14 protein-coding genes are annotated in these 22,462 nt (G+C 39.8%); 11 read left to right on the forward strand and 3 right to left on the reverse strand.

Features of this window, described 5'->3' with window-relative positions; all coding sequences use genetic code 11:
• The first annotated feature begins 2 nt into the window (after positions 1-2).
• The 11 genes from tatA (at position 3) to OQX62_RS17685 (ending at position 18,199) form a co-directional block, all read left to right on the forward strand.
• Positions 3-212 (forward strand): twin-arginine translocase TatA/TatE family subunit, encoded by a 210-nt coding sequence (tatA, locus tag OQX62_RS17635; RefSeq protein WP_265832942.1) that lies wholly within the window; start codon positions 3-5, stop codon positions 210-212.
• 51 nt (positions 213-263) lie between these two features.
• Positions 264-1,706 carry an Asp-tRNA(Asn)/Glu-tRNA(Gln) amidotransferase subunit GatA gene (gene gatA / locus OQX62_RS17640; RefSeq protein WP_265832943.1) on the forward strand — a complete coding sequence of 481 codons (1,443 nt, stop codon included), beginning with the start codon at positions 264-266 and terminating at the stop codon, positions 1,704-1,706.
• A 37-nt stretch (positions 1,707-1,743) separates the two neighbouring features.
• A complete protein-coding gene (locus OQX62_RS17645) occupies positions 1,744-3,078 on the forward strand; it encodes a lytic transglycosylase domain-containing protein (protein WP_265832944.1) in 1,335 nt (444 codons plus the stop codon).
• A 278-nt stretch (positions 3,079-3,356) separates the two neighbouring features.
• Positions 3,357-3,941 carry a Holliday junction branch migration protein RuvA gene (gene ruvA, locus OQX62_RS17650; RefSeq protein WP_265832945.1) on the forward strand — a complete coding sequence of 195 codons (585 nt, stop codon included), beginning with the start codon at positions 3,357-3,359 and terminating at the stop codon, positions 3,939-3,941.
• 11 nt (positions 3,942-3,952) lie between these two features.
• Entirely contained in the window at positions 3,953-11,143 is a 7,191-nt protein-coding gene (sprA, locus tag OQX62_RS17655) for a cell surface protein SprA (protein ID WP_265832946.1), read from the forward strand.
• A 52-nt stretch (positions 11,144-11,195) separates the two neighbouring features.
• Positions 11,196-11,576: a glycine cleavage system protein GcvH gene (gene gcvH, locus OQX62_RS17660; RefSeq protein WP_265832947.1), complete on the forward strand. Its 381-nt coding sequence runs from the start codon at positions 11,196-11,198 to the stop codon at positions 11,574-11,576.
• 4 nt (positions 11,577-11,580) lie between these two features.
• Positions 11,581-11,988: a VanZ family protein gene (locus OQX62_RS17665; protein WP_265832948.1), complete on the forward strand. Its 408-nt coding sequence runs from the start codon at positions 11,581-11,583 to the stop codon at positions 11,986-11,988.
• A gap of 271 nt (positions 11,989-12,259) precedes the next feature.
• Positions 12,260-15,064, forward strand: a complete 2,805-nt coding sequence (locus OQX62_RS17670) for an outer membrane beta-barrel family protein (protein ID WP_265832949.1) — start codon at positions 12,260-12,262, stop codon at positions 15,062-15,064.
• A 164-nt stretch (positions 15,065-15,228) separates the two neighbouring features.
• Positions 15,229-15,444, forward strand: a complete 216-nt coding sequence (locus OQX62_RS17675; RefSeq protein WP_265832950.1) for a FeoA family protein — start codon at positions 15,229-15,231, stop codon at positions 15,442-15,444.
• A gap of 5 nt (positions 15,445-15,449) precedes the next feature.
• Entirely contained in the window at positions 15,450-17,567 is a 2,118-nt protein-coding gene (feoB, locus tag OQX62_RS17680; RefSeq protein ID WP_265832951.1) for a ferrous iron transport protein B, read from the forward strand.
• 17 nt (positions 17,568-17,584) lie between these two features.
• Positions 17,585-18,199, forward strand: coding sequence for a SprT-like domain-containing protein (locus tag OQX62_RS17685; RefSeq protein WP_265832952.1), 615 nt, complete (start codon positions 17,585-17,587; stop codon positions 18,197-18,199).
• On the opposite strand, the gene OQX62_RS17690 is transcribed toward OQX62_RS17685, so the two are convergent.
• The 3 genes from OQX62_RS17690 to OQX62_RS17700 are packed head-to-tail and all read right to left on the reverse strand — an operon-like array spanning position 18,148 to position 22,403.
• Positions 18,148-18,969, reverse strand: a complete 822-nt coding sequence (locus OQX62_RS17690; protein WP_265832953.1) for a hypothetical protein — start codon at positions 18,967-18,969, stop codon at positions 18,148-18,150. The genes OQX62_RS17685 and OQX62_RS17690 overlap by 52 nt on opposite strands.
• 60 nt (positions 18,970-19,029) lie before the next feature.
• A complete protein-coding gene (locus tag OQX62_RS17695; protein ID WP_265832954.1) occupies positions 19,030-21,006 on the reverse strand; it encodes an alpha-ketoacid dehydrogenase subunit alpha/beta in 1,977 nt (658 codons plus the stop codon).
• Between the two features lie 5 nt (positions 21,007-21,011).
• Positions 21,012-22,403 carry a LutB/LldF family L-lactate oxidation iron-sulfur protein gene (locus OQX62_RS17700; RefSeq protein WP_265832955.1) on the reverse strand — a complete coding sequence of 464 codons (1,392 nt, stop codon included), beginning with the start codon at positions 22,401-22,403 and terminating at the stop codon, positions 21,012-21,014.
• Positions 22,404-22,462 lie beyond the last annotated feature (59 nt).

A 22,462-nucleotide genomic window follows, 5' to 3' on the forward strand; every position in this document is an offset into this window, starting at 1 on the left:
TTATGTTAAATACAACCATATTAGCAGCCTTGGGTACACCAGAGATTATCATTATTTTAGTCGTTGTGTTATTACTTTTTGGTGGTAAAAAAATTCCGGAACTCATGCGCGGACTGGGTAAAGGTGTGAAAGAATTCAAAGACGGAAAAGATGGAGCAGATGATAATGAATCTGTAAATGCTAACCGTACCAATACACATAAACCTTTGTAGGTTTTTGTGTTATTTATTGAATTTTGTTAACCTTTAATTCTTTCTTATAGTTTGAAGAAGTACAGCTCTTTAGCAGAGATACAGTCTCTCATCAGTAAAAAACAACTTCATCTTTCAGCGTTGCTTGATTATTATTTTAAGCAAATTGAAGCGAATAAACACCTCAATGCATTCAATGAGGTGTTTTTTTATTCCGCAAATGATCAGGCTGCTTTAATACAGAAAAAGATAGATAATGGTACTGCAGGTAAGCTTGCAGGTATGGTCATCGGTATTAAGGATAATATTCTTTATAAAGATCATGCGACCACTGCGTCTTCTAAGATGCTGGAGGGTTTTATCTCCCCTTATTCTTCTACAGTAGTAGAGCGTCTGCTACAGGAAGATGCAATTATTATCGGCAGGTTAAACTGTGATGAATTTGCGATGGGCGGATCCAATGAGACTTCTTACTATGGTCCCGTGCGCAATGCTGCAGATACGGAACGTGTTTCCGGAGGGTCTTCAGGTGGATCGGCTGTTGCTGTTCAGGCCGACTTATGCCTTGCCGCTCTGGGTACAGATACAGGCGGGTCTGTTAGACAGCCTGCTGCTTTCTGTGGCTGTATCGGACTAAAACCTACTTATGGGCGTATCTCCAGGTATGGTGTAATTTCTTATGCTTCCTCTTTCGACCAGGTAGGTACATTGACCTCATCTATCAGTGATGCAGCGTTATTGCTTGAAGTTCTGGCAGGTGCTGACGAACATGACAGTACGGTTTCGACTTTAGCTGTTCCTGCATATACCGATCAAATCAATGCTGATGAGCCTAAACGGATTGCTGTATTGAAAGAGACACTGGAAAGTGAAGCACTTGATCCGGAAATAAAAACATCTCTTCTGAATGCAATTGAAGAATTTAAGGCGCAGGGGCATACTATTGAATATGTTTCTTTTGACCTTTTGGATTATCTCGTACCAGCATATTATGTTTTAACTGCTGCAGAGGCTTCATCTAACCTTTCCAGGTATGATGGGGTGCATTATGGTTATAGAAATACAAGCGCACTTAGCTTAAACGATTTATATAAAAAATCGAGAGCCGAAGGCTTTGGTGAGGAAGTAAAAAAACGTATTTTACTGGGAACCTTTGTACTCAGTGCAGGTTATTATGATGCGTATTATCAGAAAGCACAACAGGTGAGGAGACTGATCAGGGATAAGATCGAAAAGCTGTTTTTGGATTTTGATGTAATTCTGCTTCCTGTGGCTCCTACTCCTCCATTTAAAATAGGGGAGAACATGAATGATCCGCTGGTTATGTATATGGCTGATATTTTTACAGTTTTAGCGTCATTAACTGGCATACCGGCAATATCAATTCCTTTGGGCAATAATAGTGAAGGTTTGCCGTTAAGTGTACAGTTAATGGCAAAACACTTTGATGAAAACACGTTGCTTTCTATGTCAAATAGTTTCTTAAATTTAACGACTGCTCAAGTTTATCTTTAATCAAAAATATTCCATTGCTTAATTGCAGGAGAAGCCTATGAAAAAAAATATACTCACCCTATGCTTTTGTATGCTTGTATTGTCGGCCGCTACTGGTTTGGCTCAGCAAAAGATTAACAGATTAGATTCCGTAAGAAATATAACAGCGACAGGATTTTTGTCGCCCACCTTATCAAGTGATACTGCTGCTGTGCCGGTGGTAATGGAAAACCCCTTGTTTTACAACTATAACTTTACCTATAAGAAGCGTCTTGATTCCATTCAGCGGGAGATTCCTTTGAGTTATAATGAATCCGTACAAAAGTATATTGAAGTCTATAGCGGACGGAAAGAGATGATGGGAAAAATGCTGGGCCTGTCTGAATATTATTTTCCCATTTTTGAAAATGCCTTACGCGAATATAATGTTCCAATGGAACTTAAATATTTACCCATTATTGAGTCATCCATGAATTCTCATGCGATCTCAAGAGTTGGTGCTACAGGTTTATGGCAATTTATGTTTTCTACTGCGAAAGGTTATGGATTGAATATGGATAACTTCGTAGACGAACGAAAAGATCCTATTCAGGCAAGTTATGCTGCCGCTGCTTATTTTAGAGATGCATATGCCGAGCTTGGTGACTGGCTGTTGGCTATAGCGGCGTATAATTGCGGAACGGGCAATGTGAACCGGGCAATTATCAAGGCGCATTCCAGAGATTTCTGGCAGATCAGACCTTATCTGCCATTAGAAACAAGAAATTATGTACCTGCATTTATCGCAGCTATTTACGTGATGAACTGTCCTGAAAAACATCAGATTAAAGCGCAAAAATCTTTTTTTGCAATGAAGACTGATACCATCCAGGTAAACAGATTCATTTCCCTGACCGACGTTGCACAGGCACTATCAATAGAGGAAGATGAGCTGTTTGACCTAAATCCATCTTATAAGAAAAAAATCGTGAACGGATCTGCTGAATCCCCTAAGCGGATTATTATGCCGAAGGTGAGTTTAACTAATTTTGCGATGATCTATGAGGTACTGAACAATAGCAGCCTGGATACGGATACAAAGATTATTCTTGCCTCTAATGATGACCGGAGATTACATAAAAAAGTAAAAGTCACTCCTGCTCCGGAACGAAAGTATAATCCGGTTTACCACCACGTTAAATCCGGACAGAATCTGGGTGAAATAGCCGACCAGTACCATATTGAGATACAGGATCTGAAAGTATGGAATAAGCTGAAAGGCAACAATATTGTGCCCGGCCAAAAGCTGATCGTAGCGAAAAGCGGCGCAATTATCAAAACTGCTGAACCTAAAACTGCTAAAAAGTATATTTCTTATAAAGCTAAAAGTAGTCAGAAAATGGACAAAATCTAATCTTGTTCTTTTTGTTCATCCTTCATTCCCGCATTTATTTGCTGAATTATTTCCTGATATTTGTTTGTTATCTATTACCTGTTTATCGATAATAACAATTGTGATTTCCTTTTACTGTGTAGCTTATGAGTAAAATTCAGGTCAGCATGCTTTATCCTGTCCATATAATAAGATGGGCGTTAAATTTATTTCTTCTTTTCGAGGCTTTCCTTAACATTTTATTGCATATAGATATATTTCCTTTTAGTAGCTTAGCGCAGGCTTAAAAAAATAAAATTATGTTTGATTATATAGATGGCAGACTGACCTTTAAATGCCCTGCATATATTGTGGTTGAGGCAGGAGGAATTGGCTATCATATTAATATTTCGTTGAATACTTACAGTGGGCTGGGCGACAAAGAAAGGTGTAAAGTATATGTTTGGCTGCATGTTAAGGAAGATGCGCATACGCTGTATGGTTTTATTGATGAAGGTGAACGCAGGTTATTCCTGCATTTGATTTCGGTTTCCGGAATAGGTCCGAATACCGGAAGGATGATGCTTTCCTCCATCACACCTGTAGAAATTCAAACAGCGATCGTAAACGCTGATTTGCCGCTTATACAGCGTATCAAAGGTATTGGTGTGAAATCTGCGCAGCGGTTAGTACTGGAATTGCAGGATAAGTTAAAAAAAGAAGGTAGTGGGTCATTAATCTCGGCGCCATTAAATAATACTGTACGTGAAGAGGCTTTGTCTGCATTGATGATGCTGGGCTTTGCGAAAATTCCTGCCGAAAAGGTTATTGATAATGCTGTTAAGAGCAATGGCAACGACTTGTCGGTTGAACAAATGATTAAGATAGCTTTAAAGAACTTATAATATAATTGCCTTTGAGAAAGACTTTTACTTTAGTTGTTTTATTCATATTTTTCTTTTGCTGGCAATATGCTTTTTCACAGGTTCGGCGCACATCTAATGCAGATAGTACAAAGAATAACTTCGGCCTGAAAGAAAAGCAAAGATTGGGAATTCGCCAATCCGGCGATTCATTTTCACCTCTCCCGGATAACTTTACCAGGGAAGTGGAATATGATGCAAAAAATAAACGTTATATCATCAGAAATAAAGTTGGCGGCAGATTTTTTAATCCGCCACAATACCTGACGATTGACGAGTACCAGCGCTTGATCAACAGTGAAATTAAAAGAGATAACTGGAGGGTAATTTCTAATGCAGAGGTGGATAATGTGAGGCAAACCGGAATTATTCCCAGCCTCACTGTTAATAGTAAAGCTTTTGAAAAAATATTTGGTAGTAATGTTATTAATATTCAGCCACGGGGAGAAGCTGAACTCACCTTTTTAGGACGTATAAATAAAAACGAAAACCCGCTGTTTAATGAACGCCAGCGGGTGCAGAGTAATTTTGATTTTAACCAGCGTATCCAGATGGACGTGGTGGGTAATATCGGTACGAATGTTAAACTCAATCTGAACTATAATACAGAGGCACAGTTCGATTTTGAAAATCAGATCAAACTGGACTGGACCGGCGGAGAAGATGATATCATTAAAAAAATTGAGGCGGGTAACGTAAATTTACCTTTAAGTACTTCTCTGATCACAGGTACACAGGCATTATTCGGGATTAAAACCCAGTTGCAATTTGGTAAGCTGAATGTAACCACTGTCTTTACACAGCAGAAATCGCAGTCCAGAGAATTGCAGATCAATAATGGCGCCCAGCAAAATGAATTCAGGATTAGCGGTGACAATTATGAGGCGAATAAGCATTACTTTTTAGCACAGTACTTCCGGGATAATTACAATAAAACTTTATCTACACCACCAACAATTACATCGGGTGTAAACATTACGAAAATAGAAGTATGGATCACCAATAAAACGGGTAATACACAAGATTCAAGGGATGTACTGGGTTTTATCGATTTAGGAGAAAACACTCCGTATAATGTTGCACAAGTAAATGGAGGGGCAGCATTTTCTCTGTTACCTTCCGGCTACGCATTACCACAAGGACCAAGACAGTCTAATGATCTGTTATCACGTTTGCCTGCTGATGCGAGGCTGACCAACTCTAATGCGATCATTTCTTATTTTCAAGCCAATGGGGGGACTGATAACTTTGGAAAGCTGACTTACGCGAGGAAGTTATCTGATAAGGAATATACCTTCCATCCGCAATTGGGTTATGTATCACTGAACAATGCTTTAAATGCCGATGAGGTGTTGGCGGTTGTATTCCGGTACACCTTTAACGGGGTAGAATATCAGGTTGGAGAATTCTCTACTGATGTTAATTTTGATCAGGCGACACCGAAAGTCTTATTTGCAAAGTTGCTGAAAAATGAAACGACTAAAACCAATTTACCTACCTGGGATCTGATGATGAAAAACATCTATTCTATAGGCGGGTATCAGATTAGTCCGCAAAACTTCAAACTAGATGTTTTCAGGATAGACAATAAAACAGGAATTGAGCGTCCGCTGATTGATGAAGGTGAGAAATTTGATGAATTCCGGCGACCGCTGAAAAACAAGTTATGGCTGCAGGTAGTAGGATTGGACCGGCTAAACCAGCAGAATGAACGTAAACCAGATGGGGTGTTTGATTTTGAAGCCGAAGACCGGCCATTTACCAGTACCAACAGTGGGAGTACGGCTACTTCTATGGGGAACTTAAACGCTTCCCTAACCAGCTCCAGCCTGGCTACATTCTCTTCAAATACAAGTACCGGATATATCACCATTGATCCGCTCAACGGTCGTGTTATATTTCCCTTAATAGAACCTTTTGGTAAAGATCTGGCTGCACAGTTTAATCCCGGTGAACAGAACCTGATCGATAAATATACTTATCAGGCATTGTATGATTCCACCAAAGTAGTAGCACAGCAATTATTTACCAGTCAGAACCGGTACATTATAAAAGGATATTATCAGTCAGAAGTGGCATCTGAATTCAGCCTGAATTCAATTAATGTTCCTGAAGGGTCGGTAAAAGTATTTTCAGGAACTATCCCTTTACAGGAGGGTGCTGATTTTACTGTCGATTATCAGGGCGGGAGAGTGAAAATAATCAATACAGGACTGCTGATCTCTGGTCAGCCAATTCGAATTACAACAGAGAATAACGAACTTTTTGGCTTACAGCAGCGATCTCTGTTTGGAACCAGGCTTGACTATAAGGTGAATAATAAGCTGAATATTGGCGGTACTTACATGAACCTTTCTGAAAAGCCGCTTACGCCTAAAGTTAACATCGGGGAGGAGCCTATTTCCAATACCATCTGGGGTTTTGACCTCAATTATAGCACAAGCTCCAGGTTTTTAACGAAGCTGGTTGACAAATTACCATTTATTTCTACTAAGGTGCCTTCTAAGTTCGCTTTTTCAGGAGAGTTTGCCCAACTGGTTCCCGGCCATCCGGCAGCATTAAATGGTGAAGGGAAAAAAGGCGGGGTGAGTTATCTGGATGATTTTGAAGCATCACGATCAGTGATTGATTTGAAAAGTGCCATTTCATGGCAGCTGTCTGGTACGCCACAGCTTTTCCAGGAAGCACAGTTAATAGATAACCTTGCTTATGGTTATAACAGGGCACGAATTGCATTTTACAACATTGATCCATCTTTTTATAACAGGGGAGGAACAACTATCCCTGAGAATCTGCGGAATAACAGGAACGAATTATCAAACCACTATGTGAGAGAGATTATTGAACAGGAAGTTTTTCCGTTCAAGGAAACCCCAACAGGACAGTCTGTTTCACTACCTACGCTGGATGTCGCATTTTACCCGACGCAACGTGGTCCTTATAACTATACCACCAGCGGCTTTAATGCAAATGGTGATTTTATCAATCCAAGATCCCGCTGGGGAGGTTTGTTCCGCAAGATTGAGACAAATGACTTTCAGGCGTTAAATATTGAGTACATTGAGTTATGGGTGATGGATCCCCATATTTATAAACCGGATTCCAGAGGAGGAGATTTATATTTTAACATTGGAAATATCTCGGAAGATATTTTAAAAGACGGCAGAAAGTCGCTGGAGAATGGGCTGCCTGCCAATGGAGATCCGACAAAATATGACGAAACCAACTGGGGCCGCGTACCCAAATTGCAGCCTATTGTGCAGGCCTTTGATAATGATCCTGCGGCAAGGAAAGCACAAGATGTTGGTTTGGATGGTTTGAGCAGCGTTGATGAGAAAACGAAATTTGCAACTCCTTTGGCACAGATCAAAACTCAGCTGAATGCTACAGCCGCTGCTGCAATTGATAATGATCCAAGTTCTGATGATTATACGTATTACAGGGGTACGGCACTGGACCAGGCTAATGCCGGCATTTTGAAACGATACGAAAAGTACAACGGACCAGAAGGAAATTCTAAAACCTCTCAGCAATCACAGGAAGAGTTAGGTATAGAAAATTCTGCGTCTACTTCATTACCGGACGGAGAAGATGTGAACAGGGATAACAACATGACACAATCGGACGAGTATTTTCAATATAAAGTTTCGATGCGGAAAGGTGATCTTGAAGTAGGAAAAAATTATGTGACAGATGCGGTTACCTCGCAGGTTAAACTTGCTAATGGTCAGACACAACCGGTAACCTGGTACCAGATCAGAATTCCTTTATCAGATTACCAGCAGAAAGTTGGTAACATACAAGATTTTAAATCTATCCGTTTTTTCAGGATGTTCCTTACAGATTTTGCGGATACTACTATTTTAAGATTTGCAAAGATTCAGCTGGTTAGAGGGGAGTGGAGAAAATACAATGGTAATAATGAAAGCAATCAGATCATTACAGATCCGGCGCTAACAACAGTGACCCCGGATAATTCAACTATTGAGATCAGCACAGTGAATATAGAAGAAAATGGAAAGCGGTCCCCAATTCCGTATGTAGTGCCACCGGGGATTCAAAGAGAGCTTGATTTCAACAACTACAGAACAAATACCAGGCAGAATGAGCAGTCACTGGCTTTTACGATCACCAATTTACGTGATGGATATGGTCGTGCTGCTTTCAAAACTGCGCTGAACGATTTCAGGTCTTACAAAAGACTGGAGATGTTTGTTCACCTTGAATCCCTCGGGAATTCGATTGTCAGTACGAATGATCTGAGCGCTTTTATCAGAATTGGAACAGACAATCAGGATAACTATTATGAGTATCTGCAACCATTAACGGTTACGCAACCCAATACAAGTGATCCATATGCTATCTGGCCAGACGCCAATAAGATAGATATACCGCTGGAGCTGTTCCAGAATGCAAAAATCGCCAGAAATAGGGCAACAAATGCCAATGGTGATGCCTGGAATATCAGTGATCCATATACCTATGTTGTAGATGGCAATAAGACAATTACCATTAAAGGACAGCCGGATATGAGCCAGGTTAAAGTATATATGCTGGGTGTGAAAAATCCGTTGAAGAACCCTTCCTCTCCCGGAAATGATGATGGGTTGGAGAAGAGTGCGCAGGTATGGTTTAATGAGCTGCGTTTAACTGAGTTTGATGAGCGTGGAGGCTGGGCAGCAACAGCAAGGATGAATGCACAGCTGGCCGATTTTGCAGAGGTGAATGTTTCAGGGAGTAAGGCTACGATAGGCTTCGGATCTTTAGATAAAAGAGTAAGTGAACGAAACAGGGCTGATAATACATTTTTTGATGTGTCATCCAGTATGGAACTGGGTAAGTTTTTCCCGCAGAAGACAGGGATAAAGGTGCCCATGTTTGTCAGCTATTCAAGTCAGGTAAGTACGCCGCAATATGATCCGAGAACACCTGATATTGAATTGAAAACGGCATTGAGAACAGCCAGTAAAGAGGAGAAAAAACAGATTCTGGATTATGCTCAGGACGTAACAACGAGGAACAGCATCAACTTTACCAATGTACACAAGGAACGTACAAATACAGAGAAAAAGCCACAATTGTGGGATGTGGAAAATCTGAGTGTCAGTTATTCTTATACCAAATTCCTGCACCATGATTTTATCAATGAAAATACCATACAGAAAACTTATCGCGGATCGCTGGCCTATAACTATTCGGCAACGCCAAAAAACTACAGGCCATTTGATAAAATAATCAAGTCTAATACACTGGCTCTTTTGAGAGATGTTAACTTCAGTTTATTGCCAAGTTCAATCAACTTTAGGGTTGACCTGGATCGTTTCTACTCAGAAAACAGCTTGAGAAATAATGATCCCCAAAATGCTATCCCAATAAATACGACTTATAATAAAAACTTCCTGGTGACGAGGGTTTATGCTATTTCGTGGAACCTGACCCGATCACTGACCCTGGATTTCGATGCAACAAATTATTCCATCATTGATGAACCAGATGGTAAAATAGAAGGATTGAAACGAGATACGGTATGGCAAAATTTAAAAAGTCTGGGGCGGACAACTGATTACAGTCATAATATGAATATTACTTATGCCCTGCCTGTCAATAAGCTTCCCGGTATGGACTGGATCAATGTAGCTACCCGTTACGGAACAAACTTTAACTGGCAGACAGAACCTTTGTCGACCTTAAGGGATCCTTCAATTAATCTGGGAAATACTATCCAGAATTCCAGAACAATTCAGGTAAATCCAACCCTGAATTTTGTGGGTTTATACAATAAGATTGGTTTTTTAAGAAGAGCAAAAAATAGTGATGATGATAAAAGTGGTCCCGGCTTATTTGTTAATTTACTGACCACCATCAAAAATGTCAATGCTGCCTATACACAAACCAAGGGAATCTTTTTACCAGGCTATTTACCTACTACAGATTATTTCGGAATAGATAATATCACCGGTGCACCGGGATTAGGATTCGTATTTGGTAGCCAGCGCGATATCAGGCAAATGGCTATTAACAGCGGGTGGATTACGACGGACACCCTGCAGTCGCAACTTTATATCAATACATTAAGAGAAGATTTAAGTTTTACCAGTGTGCTGGAACCATTCAGAGATTTTCGCATTACGTTGACTGCTAACAAAAACAGAACGATGAATTATTCTACCAACTTCAGGTACGATAACAATATGGGCAGCTTCCGTAATCTCAGTCCCACCACTACCGGAGATTATAGTATTTCATTTATTACACTAGGTACAGCCTTTTCTGAAAAGTCGGGCAGTACGATATCAAAACTGTTTAACCAGTTTATGGCAAACAGGCAGGTAATTTCTCAGCGACTGGGAATCAGAAACGTAAATTCTGCAGGTAATATTGGTGGCTATGCCGATGGTTATAATCAAAATTCACAAGATGTGATTATCTCTGCTTTCATTGCGGCCTATACTGGTAAGAGTGCATCTTCAGTGAAATTGAATTCTTTCCCTAAGATTCCCCTGCCGAACTGGAGAATAAATTATGGTGGTTTATCCAGAATAGGCTTCCTGGAAGAAAATTTTAAATCAATTGATATACGACATGCCTATCGCTCTATCTATAGCGTAAATGGCTTTAATTCATTGATCCGCTATCAGGAAGCTGACGGTTATGTAAGCAGCAGAGATGAAAACCAGAATTTCCTTCCTTTTTATCAGTATGCACAAGTAACAATAGCAGAGCAATTTTCTCCTTTGATTGGTGTCGATACCCGTTTGAAAAACAACCTGACGGCAAATTTTGAAATGGGGAGGACCAGATTACTCGGATTAAGTTTCGCAAACAGTCAGCTGGCCCAGTTATCAGAAAATAATATGGTGTTTGGGATTGGCTACCGGACCACGAAGTTCCGTTTCCCTTTTGGTTGGTTTAAGCAACTTAAGATGGATAATAACATGGATTTTAAACTTGATGTGGCGGTAAGAGATAACAAGACGGTTATCTACAGAGCAGATGTTTTAGAAGCAGAAGTATCATCAGGGGCTAAGAATATCACCTTCAGACCTACGGTAGATTATATCTTAAACCAGCGTTTTAACGTTAAGTTGTTTTACGATTCAAATATTACCAAGCCGTATACATCACAGACCTTTAATACTTCTTTCAGCAATTTCGGGTTTAGTTTACGCATAACCCTCAATTAGCATTGGTATAAAGGGAGAGATTAATTACCTTTGAAAAATAAATCTAATAATAATGAATTTTCCATCAGAACTAAAGTACACTAAAGACCACGAATGGGTTAGAGTAGAAGGCAACGAAGCCTTTGTTGGTATAACTGATTTCGCACAACGCGAATTAGGTGATATCGTTTATATTGACATCAATAGTGTTGGTGAAGAGGTAAGTAAAGATGATGTTTTTGGAACTGTAGAGGCGGTTAAAACAGTTTCTGATCTGTTCATGCCTGTTACTGCTACTGTGCTGGAAATAAATGCAGCACTGAATGACAATCCTGAGCTGGTTAATTCTGATCCTTACGGTGAAGGCTGGATGGTAAAAGTAACTTTATCAGACCTTGCTGAAGTAGAAGGATTATTGACTGCAGAAGCTTACCAGGCTTTAGTTGGAGCCTAATTAAATGAAGAATATCGCTAAAGCATTAAAGTATCAGCACTGGACATTATTATGGTCGGTATTTATCTTAATTCTTTGTAATATGAAAATGCCCGATACACAAGGTTCGGGCATTTTCTTTGAAGGCTTTGATAAGCTTGTTCACCTGGGATTTTTCTTTGTATTGACTATCCTGCTTTTTTACGGGAAAATTCAGACTCAGCGAAGCTATGAATTCAGGATCCTCACAATTTTGAAAGTTGTTACTATTACTTTCATGCTTGGTGGAACAATAGAGTTGATCCAATGGAAGATCTTTACTTACAGGTCTGCAGAGTGGTGGGATCTGGGCTGTGATATGCTCGGGGTGATGATGGGTGTTTTTAGTTATGTTATCTTACATTTAATGAATTTTGATGAAAAAAAGAGTTAGTATTATCGCTTTTGCCGCGATTTGTCTGTTAAATAGCTGCAGTATTTTCAAGCCTGGATGTAAATGTCCTAAAGTAGTATACACTACACCAATTTCAACTAAGGTTCTTAAAACCTCCTGATCAACCTTCCCAATAGTACCTTTTCGCAGCGACGATGTGTTCCTGCTTCTCTTGTATTAAAAATGTTACTCTGTTTTAATATTCGTTAACAAACTATTCTTTTCATATGTAGTCTGATAGAATAGATTTACAACATATCCCTTATTCTAAATGATGACTTTTACCAAAAATCTCTTGCTGATAGCCTTTCTATTTATCAGTTATTCCTCTATTGCACAAACAAAAAATGGCTCGGTAACGGGAAAAGTGGTCAATGCCAAAGATCTGCTTGCTGTGGACTTTGCATCTGTAGCTGTTAAAAATTTGAAAGACTCCAGTGTTGCAGGTGTTACAAATACACTTGCCGATGGAACATTCGAGATCAGGGGACTTGCGCCAGGATCATACCGATTATCTGTAGCATACCTGGGGCTAAAAACCAGTAATAAAGATTTTTCAATTACAGCGTCGGCTATTGCTGTTAAGCTAGGTGACATCCCAATGGAAGATACCGGGCTGAACCTGAACACGGTGGTGATCAAAGGAGTGGTTGTTCCGGTAGTGGTTAAAACGGATACGGTAGAATACAATGCGTCTGCTTTCAAAGTCAGAGAAAATGCAGTAGTAGAAGATGTGCTTAAAAAGTTACCCGGGGTGGAGGTTTCTAAAGATGGTTCCATAAAAGCACAGGGAGAAACGATTACCAGGGTACGTGTAGACGGAAAAGATTTTTTTGGAAGTGATCCGTTACTGGCAACGAAGAACCTTCCGGCTGATATGGTAGACAAGATACAGGTAATAGATATGTTATCTGACCAGGCTCAGTTTACAGGGGTAGACGATGGGAACAGAGAGAAGATTATCAATATCACTACTAAAAAAGGAATGAAAAATGGCTATTTCGGAAATTCAAGTGCAGGATATGGCACCGATGATCGTTATGACGTGAACCTAAATGTGAATAAGTTTAAAGATGAACAGCAATTTTCAGTTATAGGTCAGTTTAATAATGTGAATAAACAGAACTTTGGCGGCGGTAATGGTGGCGGCGGAGGCGGCCGGGGGCGTTTCAATGGAGCATCTGCTAACGGCGGACAGCAGCAGGGGATAACTACAACCAATGCATTTGGTTTAAACTTTGCAGATATCTATACCGATCAAACAAAAATTTCCGGGAGTTACTTTTTCAATAAAACCTCGCTGGATAATCAGCAGACCAGCTTAAGACAAAATATATTGGGTGACCAGACCACTACATTTGATCAGCGTCTGAACAGCCTAACAGATAATATTAATCACCGATTCAATTTTCTTGTAGATACCAGAATTGATTCTTCTACTACCATCCGCGTTGAGCCTAATATCAGTTATACAGAATCAGATTTGAATAGTGACAGTAAGTATATCAATACTTTTACGGACAATAGGACTGTAGGTACACAAAACTATAAAACTACTTCTTCTTCACCTACGATAACCAATAATATCTTGATCCGGAAAAAGTTCCTGAGGAGGGGACGTACGTTATCGCTTAATATCAATACGAATATCAATGATAGTGATAGCAAGAACTACAATGATATCCTGGAAAATATAACCAGTACAACTGATGGAGATACGCAAAACATCACCAATCAGCTGAACGATCAGAATTCAAATTCGATCAGTAATACTTCACGTTTAGTATATACTGAACCCTTATCAAAAACATTGAATCTGGAGATGAACTATCAGAATTTATATAGTTTTTCAAATAGTGACAGGTATACTTACGATTTTAATCCGGTAACTTCTCTATATGATATTGTAAACCTGGATTATACCAATTCATATGAGAATACAACTGTTACCAATGCAATTGGAACAAGTATCAACAAAACGGAGAAAAAGTATAACTGGAATATAGGTATCGGCGTACAGAACACAGACCGAAAAAATAATAACCTGACCACCGGAAATATGATCAGACAGAATGTTTATAATGTGGTGCCTACCGCACAATTACGCTATAAATTCAGTGACAGCAAAAGACTGGTGATCAGGTACAGAGGTAACACGCAGCAACCATCCATCTCACAAATTCAGCCTATACCAGATAACTCAAACACACAGAGCATTCCTGTAGGTAATCCTAATCTTAAACCTTCATTTACTAATAATTTTACGGTTTTATACAACAACTTCAACTTTACCAAATTCCGTTCTTTATTCGTGTTTGCTAATCTTACACAAACGTTTAATGCTTTTGGAAATAATACCGCAGTAATTACGGATGGAGAGAATAAAGGTAAGCTAAATGTGATACCCGTTAATGTTGGTGGTGTTTATCAGGGGAATCTGGGGTCATCAATAGGTCTCCCGATCATTACAGATAATAAATTGAATTTGAATATTGACCTGGGCGGATCTTATGGAAGAGGGGTCAACTTCACCAATTCTCTTGAAAATATTACTAACGATCTTTCTATCACCAATAAATACAGACTGGTTTCATCTATGGACAAGCTGGATCTGACTGCCGGGATAGGTGGTTCATACAATCGTGCAACTTACTCTGCACAATCCAGCCAGAACACAACTTATTATACATTAAATCCTACCATCGATGTGAGTTATATGTTCCCAGGGAATATACGTCTGGCCGTAGACGTTGATTATTATCAGAATACCGGAAGAGGCGCTGGTTTTGATACCAATTATACGCTGATGAATGGTTATATAAGCAAACAGTTTTTCAAAAACAGAGGCACATTTAAGCTTGCGGTAAATGATGCATTAAATCAGAATCAGGGGATAACAAGAACCTCCAGCAATAACACAATTACTGACTTAAGATATAATGTACTGAAACGTTATTATATGTTCTCTTTTACTTATTCTCTAAGCAGAATGGGCGGTAAAAATATGTCTGGCGATATGCCTGGGAGAGGTGAAGGCGGAGGTGGTTTTGGCGGCCGTGGCAGAGGGGGAATGTAATTTCAACATCATCTCTGGGGATTAAAATACCTGCTTTATTTGGATTTATTATCGATAAAGGCTAAATTGCCACCTGATTTGATACTTGTGGTTGTTTGGTCTTGAGCTCCTAAAGCCAGAGATTAACGGTACATGTTGTCGGATAAACACATTAACAAAAACAGATGAAACTTTCGCAGTTAAATCCAGGGGAACGTGGTACTATTGTAGCTTTTACAGACTTAGAGATGTCAGTAAAATTGATGGAGATGGGTTGCCTGCCTGGTGAAATTGTAGAAGTAGAGCGCTTTGCTCCTCTTGGGGACCCGATTGCAATCCGTGTTGCAGGTTATCAGCTTTGTTTACGTAAAAGTGAAGCATCTGTTATTATAATATCATAAAAATTTTGGCGGTAACTCTAAAAATTGCGTTAGTTGGTAACCCTAACACAGGGAAATCAACACTTTTTAATTTACTTACTGGCTTAAACCAGAGAATAGGAAATTTTCCGGGAATTACTGTAGATAAAAAGACAGGTTATTGCAGGCTCGCTGCTGATAAAGAAGCAGAAATAATTGACCTTCCCGGCACTTATAGCCTGTACCCCAAGAGTAAAGATGAAAGTATAGTTTTTCAGGTACTGGCAGATCCTAAAAACCCCAGTCATCCTGATATTGTTGTAATTGTTTTAGATGCAACTAACTTACGCAGAAATTTACTGCTTTATTCTCAGGTTGCTGATCTGGGTATCCCAACTGTCATCGCGCTCAACATGACAGATATGGCTACCAGGGAGGGAATAAAGATTGATGTAGATCAGCTGTCTTTACGTTTAGGCGTGCAAATTGTTCCTATTTCCGCAAGAAGTAATGTTGGTTTATCGCAGCTAAAACAGGCTATAGTAAACACAACATCTATTGCTACACAGCAGGCCGGGCCGGATATGACTATGCTGGCACCGGAGGCGATTGCGGAGGTAAAAACATTAGTCAAAACCGAAAATGATTATCTTGCTTTACAATTCCTTCATCAGCATGAGTATCTTGATGCACATACTGAAAATTACGACCTTTTTGAAAAGATAGAGAAAGATCATCAATTTGAATCTTCAAAATTACAGGCTGCAGAAACAATTGCCCGCTACAGGCATTTAAGTACAATCTTATCTGGGGTGGTAGAGGATACCGGCACGGTACGTAAATTCAAGATGAGTGATAAGATCGACGCGGTTCTAACCAACAGGTTCTGGGGTTTCTTTATTTTTCTATTCATTCTATTTTTTGTTTTCAATGCTATTTTCTCCTGGGCTGCTTATCCTATGGAGCTGATTGAAGAATCTTTTGCATGGCTGACAAATTATGGTCATGAACATCTTCCCGGCGGGATATTGACTAATCTTTTATTGGATGGTGTTGTAGCCGGATTGGGCGGTGTCGTGATTTTCATTCCTCAAATTGCAATTCTTTTTGCGTTCATTTCTATTCTTGAAGATACTGGCTACATGGCCAGGGTGACTTTTATGATGGACAAGATCATGCGGAAATTTGGCCTGAGTGGTAAATCGGTTGTGCCGATGATTGGAAGTCTTGCCTGTGCTGTACCATCGATCATGAGTGCACGTAATATCGAAAGCTGGAAAGACAGGATTATTACGATAATGGTTGCCCCGCTGGTCAGCTGCTCCGCAAGATTACCGGTTTATACATTACTTATTTCTTTAATTATACCTGATGATAAGGTTTTAGGCTTTATCAGTATGCAGGCACTTGCGCTGATGGGAATGTATGTGATTAGTATTGCAGCAGCGGTGTTAGTGGCTTTTGTGATGAATTTCCTGATTAAAGCAAAGGAAAAATCATACTTCATCATGGAACTTCCTGTTTACAGAATGCCAAGGTGGACTAATGTAGGTTTTACGATGTATGAAAAGTCAAAGACTTTTGTCTTTGAAGCTGGTAAAGTTATTATCGCTATCTCTATTGTATTGTGGGTTTTAGCTACCTATGGTCCTTCAGACCGTTTTGAAAAGATAGAGAAGAAATATGCACAGATCGAATTACAAAAAGATAGTGTGCAGATCAGTACAATAGAAAGAGATAAATCGGCCGAGAAACTGGAAAATTCCTACGCTGGTATACTGGGGCATACTATTGAACCTGTAATCAGACCGCTGGGTTTCGATTGGAAAATCGGTATTTCCCTGATTACTTCATTTGCGGCCAGAGAGGCCTTTGTTGGAACTATGGCTACTATTTATAGTGTTGATGGTGCTGATGACAACGGAGAGGTTAAGATTCGCGATAAAATGAGAGACGCAAAAGATGCGGATACCGGTCTGCCTATATTCACCTTTGCCACAGGATTTTCGTTGATGCTTTTTTATGCCTTTGCCATGCAATGCATGAGTACTGTGGCAGTTGTTTACAGAGAAACGAAATCCTGGAAATGGCCTGTGATACAATTGGTTTATATGACCGTGCTGGCCTATATTGCAAGTTTAATTGCCTATCAGCTATTGAAGTAATTTACTAACTTAGTACTGTGGAAAAAGTCAGTGTTTTATCTCAGTATATGCCGCCAGCTGCAGCACCTATTATTGCTAAATGGATTGATTACTTTCAATGTGAATTTAAAATTTCTAAAAACAGGGCGACCAAACAGGGGGATTACCGGCATCCCTTTAAATTATCGGGCCACAAAATTTCGGTCAATAATAACCTGAATCAATATGCTTTTCTCGTGACTACGGTACACGAATTTGCGCATCTGCTTACCTGGAATGACCATAAGAACAAAGTCAAACCACATGGTGAAGAGTGGAAGCATAATTTTAAACGCATGATGGTGCCTTTCCTGGAACAACAAATGTTTCCGGATGATGTGCACCAGGCGATTACCGCTTATCTGACTAATCCTTCCGCATCCAGCTGTACTGATCTTAAGCTGTCCAGGGCACTTAAAAAGTATGATGAGGCAATGGGTCAGTCCAGACTAGAAGAGCTTCCTCACGATACGCTGTTCACTATAAAAGACGGAAGGAAATTTAAAAAGGGGGAGAAACTTAGAAAAAGGTTTAGATGCCTCTGTCTTGACAATGGAAATGTTTATTTATTTAGTCCGCTGGCAGAAGTAATTGTATCGGCTACAGGTACGTAAACTGCATCTTTATCAGTAATTTTCCATCTGATGTTTAGTTTTTCATCTTTAAATACGGATGGCATATTTAGCAGGCTATCTATAAATGAGTCTTTGGTTTTTACTAAAATGCTGGCTGTATAGTTACTCTGTTTCTTGCTTTTCAGTACAATGTACCTGGAATCAGGGTAGGTAGTAATATTTTGAAATACCATTTCAAATTTATCTGTACCTTTTATCGCGTCATTTATTACCTTAATATCTTCAACAAAGTTTTCATCCGGGTATTTATTACCAGAGCGCTGTACCAGCAGGTATGGAAGGGTACGTATAGCCTCCGGTGAGGCTGCTGTACGGTTTTCGATTTTAAAAATGATATTATTGCGCAAAAACGTCCTTGTATCTTTTAAGATCTGTCCTTCCTCATTCATTATCTTACTTCTCTCTTTTACCAGGATCAGACTGTCATTTTTAAAGTAGTAACTTTTGACCGTATTGCTGATCAGTCCGTTCGAAGAAGAGGTTTTATATAACATACCATCATTGTGTTCACTGTATCGCTCGGCATATATAGACAGATCTCCCGACTGATAAATTAAGCTGATTTCTTTTTTAAAACTATTAAGTTGTCTGTCTATTGCAGCAGCGAAGATTAAAATTGATTTATCTGTCATCCCTGTTGCTCCGTCTTCATTAGCTATTTCTGCCTGCGGATGTTTAGACTTAAAATTATTACAGCTTTGAAGTGTAAAAAGTACAAAAATTAAATAGAGTAAGTGAATGGTCTTCATATGCGGTCGAAACGGGAGATCTCTGCTATGCAGGCCATTATCGTGCCAATGAAATGGTATTTAGTAAGCTAATAGCTTTTCTACTGTTTCATGTAATCTGCTTTTTGCCAGGAACTGGTCTTCTAAAGGTTTGCTCATCGGAATAGCAGTATCTAAACTCGCACAACGCATCACAGGAGCATCCAGGTCATTAAAACAATGCTCACCAATCCATGCGGCTATTTCAGCGCCAAATCCACTGCTCAATGTGTCTTCATGCATAATAATTATCCGACCGGTAGCCTTAACTGAATTTCTAACAGCCTCCTGGTCCCATGGTTGCAAACTGCATAAATCTAACAGGTATATCGATATTTCAGGATGATCATCCATATAAGAAAGGGCCCAGTGTACACCCAATCCATAAGTAATGATGCTCAGCTGATTACCTTCTTTAAGGATATTTGCTTTTCCAATTTGCAGCGTATAGTAGCCGGCAGGAACCTGACCTGTCAGGCTTCTGTATAACAATTTATGTTCAAAATAGATCACGGGATTGGGATCTTCAATCGCGGCTAATAATAAACCCTTCGCGTCATATGGAAATGCAGGATAAACAATTTTGAGTCCCGGCGTTTTTGTAAACCATGCCTCATTACTTTGTGAATGGAAAGGCCCTGCACCAGATCCGGCACCCGTTGGCATCCGTATTACCACATCTGCCTTTTCTCCCCATCGGTAATGTGTTTTCGCCAGATTATTTACAATCTGGTTGAAACCGCAGGTAACAAAATCTGCAAATTGCATTTCCACAATTGCTTTGGCCCCATTTATAGAAAGGCCCAGTGCAGTACCAACAATTGCAGACTCACATATAGGCGTATTCCGAACCCTGGGTTTACCAAATTCTTCTACAAAACCCGCCGTTATTTTAAAAGCACCGCCATATGCTGCGATATCCTGACCCATAATCACCAGATTGTTGTTTCTCTGCATACCAATACGGAGGGCATCACTTATCGCATCTATATAACGTATTTCTGAACTTTCCTGGCCAGGCAGGACAGGCGTATTATCAGAGGGATAATACATATCACGGACTTCTCTGATAAGAGAGGGCACAGGATCTGCTTCAGCAAAAGCGATTTCAACCTCCTGATCTATTTCCAATTTAAAGACTTGTTTAATCTCTTCCATAATTTTATGATCCAGGACCTGTTCCTGTAAGAGAAACGTCTCAAAATTGCTTATCGGATCTTTGGTTTGCCATTCCTCAAATAAATGAGGCGGTATATATTTTGTACCGGAAGCTTCTTCGTGGCCCCTCATCCTAAAGGTCATACATTCAAGCAGTACAGGCTTAGGGTTTGTTCTCATCTTTTCCGCCAGATCGTACATCGTATCTAAAACTTCCAGGATATTATTACCGTCAATTCTAAGTCCTTCCATACCATAACCTATTGCCTTATCTACCAGTTGGGCACACTTAAACTGTTCGGCTACAGGTGTTGAAAGTCCATATCCATTATTTTCAATTAAAAAAATAACAGGCAGATTCCATACTGAAGCAACATTAAGGGCTTCATGAAAATCACCTTCGCTTGTGGCTCCCTCACCTGTAAATACCAGCGTGGCCTGCTCTTTGCCTGCAATAAGATCAGCAAGAGCAATTCCATCTGCCAGCGCCAGTTGCGGGCCTAAATGAGAGATCATTCCAATAATTTTGTATTCCTGTGTGCCAAAGTGAAATGAACGGTCTCTGCCCCTGGTAAAACCAGTGATCTTTCCCTGCCACTGCGCCATTAGTTTACGAAGTGGAATTTCACGGGTAGTGAAAACGCCCAGATTCCTATGCATAGGCAGAATATATTCTGATGGGTTCATTGCCAATGTGGCACCAACAGCTATAGCTTCCTGACCTATACCAGAGAACCATTTGCCAATGCGACCCTGGCGGAGCAGAATCAGCATCTTTTCTTCGACCATTCTTGGATAAAGTAACTTTTTGTATAAGTTCAGTAACGTAGCGTCATCTTTATCTTTGCGGTCAAATTGCATATGAATTATATTTGTGGTGTATTCTTATTTTGCTGCTGCCATTGTTTGGAGAAGGATGTAGGAGCGATTTCAGGCATTTCACGGTATTTACCCCACATCTTTTTGAAGAAAAATTTGAGGAAGAAGTTTTTAAGTTTACCGCCAATGAAATCCATGCGTGATCTTTTAGCCATGCCTGTATTCCATGCTTTCCAACCGAGTTCTTCAGTTTTAGTGTTTTCATGCTGAGCTGCAGCATCTCTTCTGTTCAGGAGCAGCATTTTATGAATATCTATTTTTACCGGGCATACTTCTGAACATTTACCACAAAGACTGGAGGCATAGCTCAGATGTTTGAAATCTTTCATTCCCTTCAAATGAGGAGTGATGATAGATCCGATAGGTCCGCTGTAGGTAGTATTATAAGTATGTCCCCCAATGTTTTTGTATACCGGACAGGCGTTTAAACAAGCACCGCACCGGATACAATACAGAGCCTGACGCTGATCCTTTTGCGCAAGCAGATTTGTCCTCCCATTATCCAGCAGAATTACATACATCTCTTCCGGTCCATCAGTTTCGTGGGCTTGTCTCGGTCCGCTTAAAATGGTATTGTAAACGGTTAAATTTTGTCCTGTACCATGGCTGGCCAGCAAAGGCCAGAAAAGGTCTAAATCAGCCATTGAAGGTATAATCTTTTCAATACCCACAATAGCAATATGTATTTTAGGAAAGGTAGTGCTTAATCTTGCATTCCCTTCATTTTCTGTTAATGCGATACTGCCTGTATCGGCGATCAGGAAATTCCCCCCGGTAATGCCGATATCAGCAGAAAGGTATTTTTCACGCAGCAATTCCCTTGCTTTCTGTGTAAGCTGTTCTGGTGTAAACTCTATAGGGGTACCAAACTTCTCGTGGAATAATTCTGCGATCTGCACTTTAGTCAGGTGCATTGCTGGTGTTACAATATGATAAGGTGCCTGTCCCAGCAGCTGAACGATAAACTCACCCAGATCACTTTCTAAAGAATCGATATCATTCTCTTTTAAAAAGTCATTCAGATGGATCTCTTCAGTTGTCATCGACTTCGACTTGATTACCGTTTTGCCACCATTTTTATTGATGATATTCAGGATTTCTTTTTGCGCTTCTTCAACATCATTTGCCCAGATCACTTTTCCGCCCCTGCGTTGAAAATTGGCTTCAAATTCAGGTAAAAACTTGTCGAGGTTCTCCATTACTCTCCATTTGATCACATGAGCCTTCTTTTTTGAATTCTCTAAATTCTCAAATTTTGATAAACCGCGTTCAACCGCAGTATTGTATTTACCAATGTTATGGTTAATCGTATTACGATGATCTACATCAAATGCCTTCTCATCTGCCTTCACCAAAAAATCTTCAGCAATCTTCGTCATGTTCAAATATAAATAAATTACGTAGTAGCTAAACAAAAAAACCTGCCGGTTGTGGCAGG

This window comes from Pedobacter sp. MR2016-24, assembly GCF_026239655.1.
Lineage (GTDB): Bacteria > Bacteroidota > Bacteroidia > Sphingobacteriales > Sphingobacteriaceae > Pedobacter.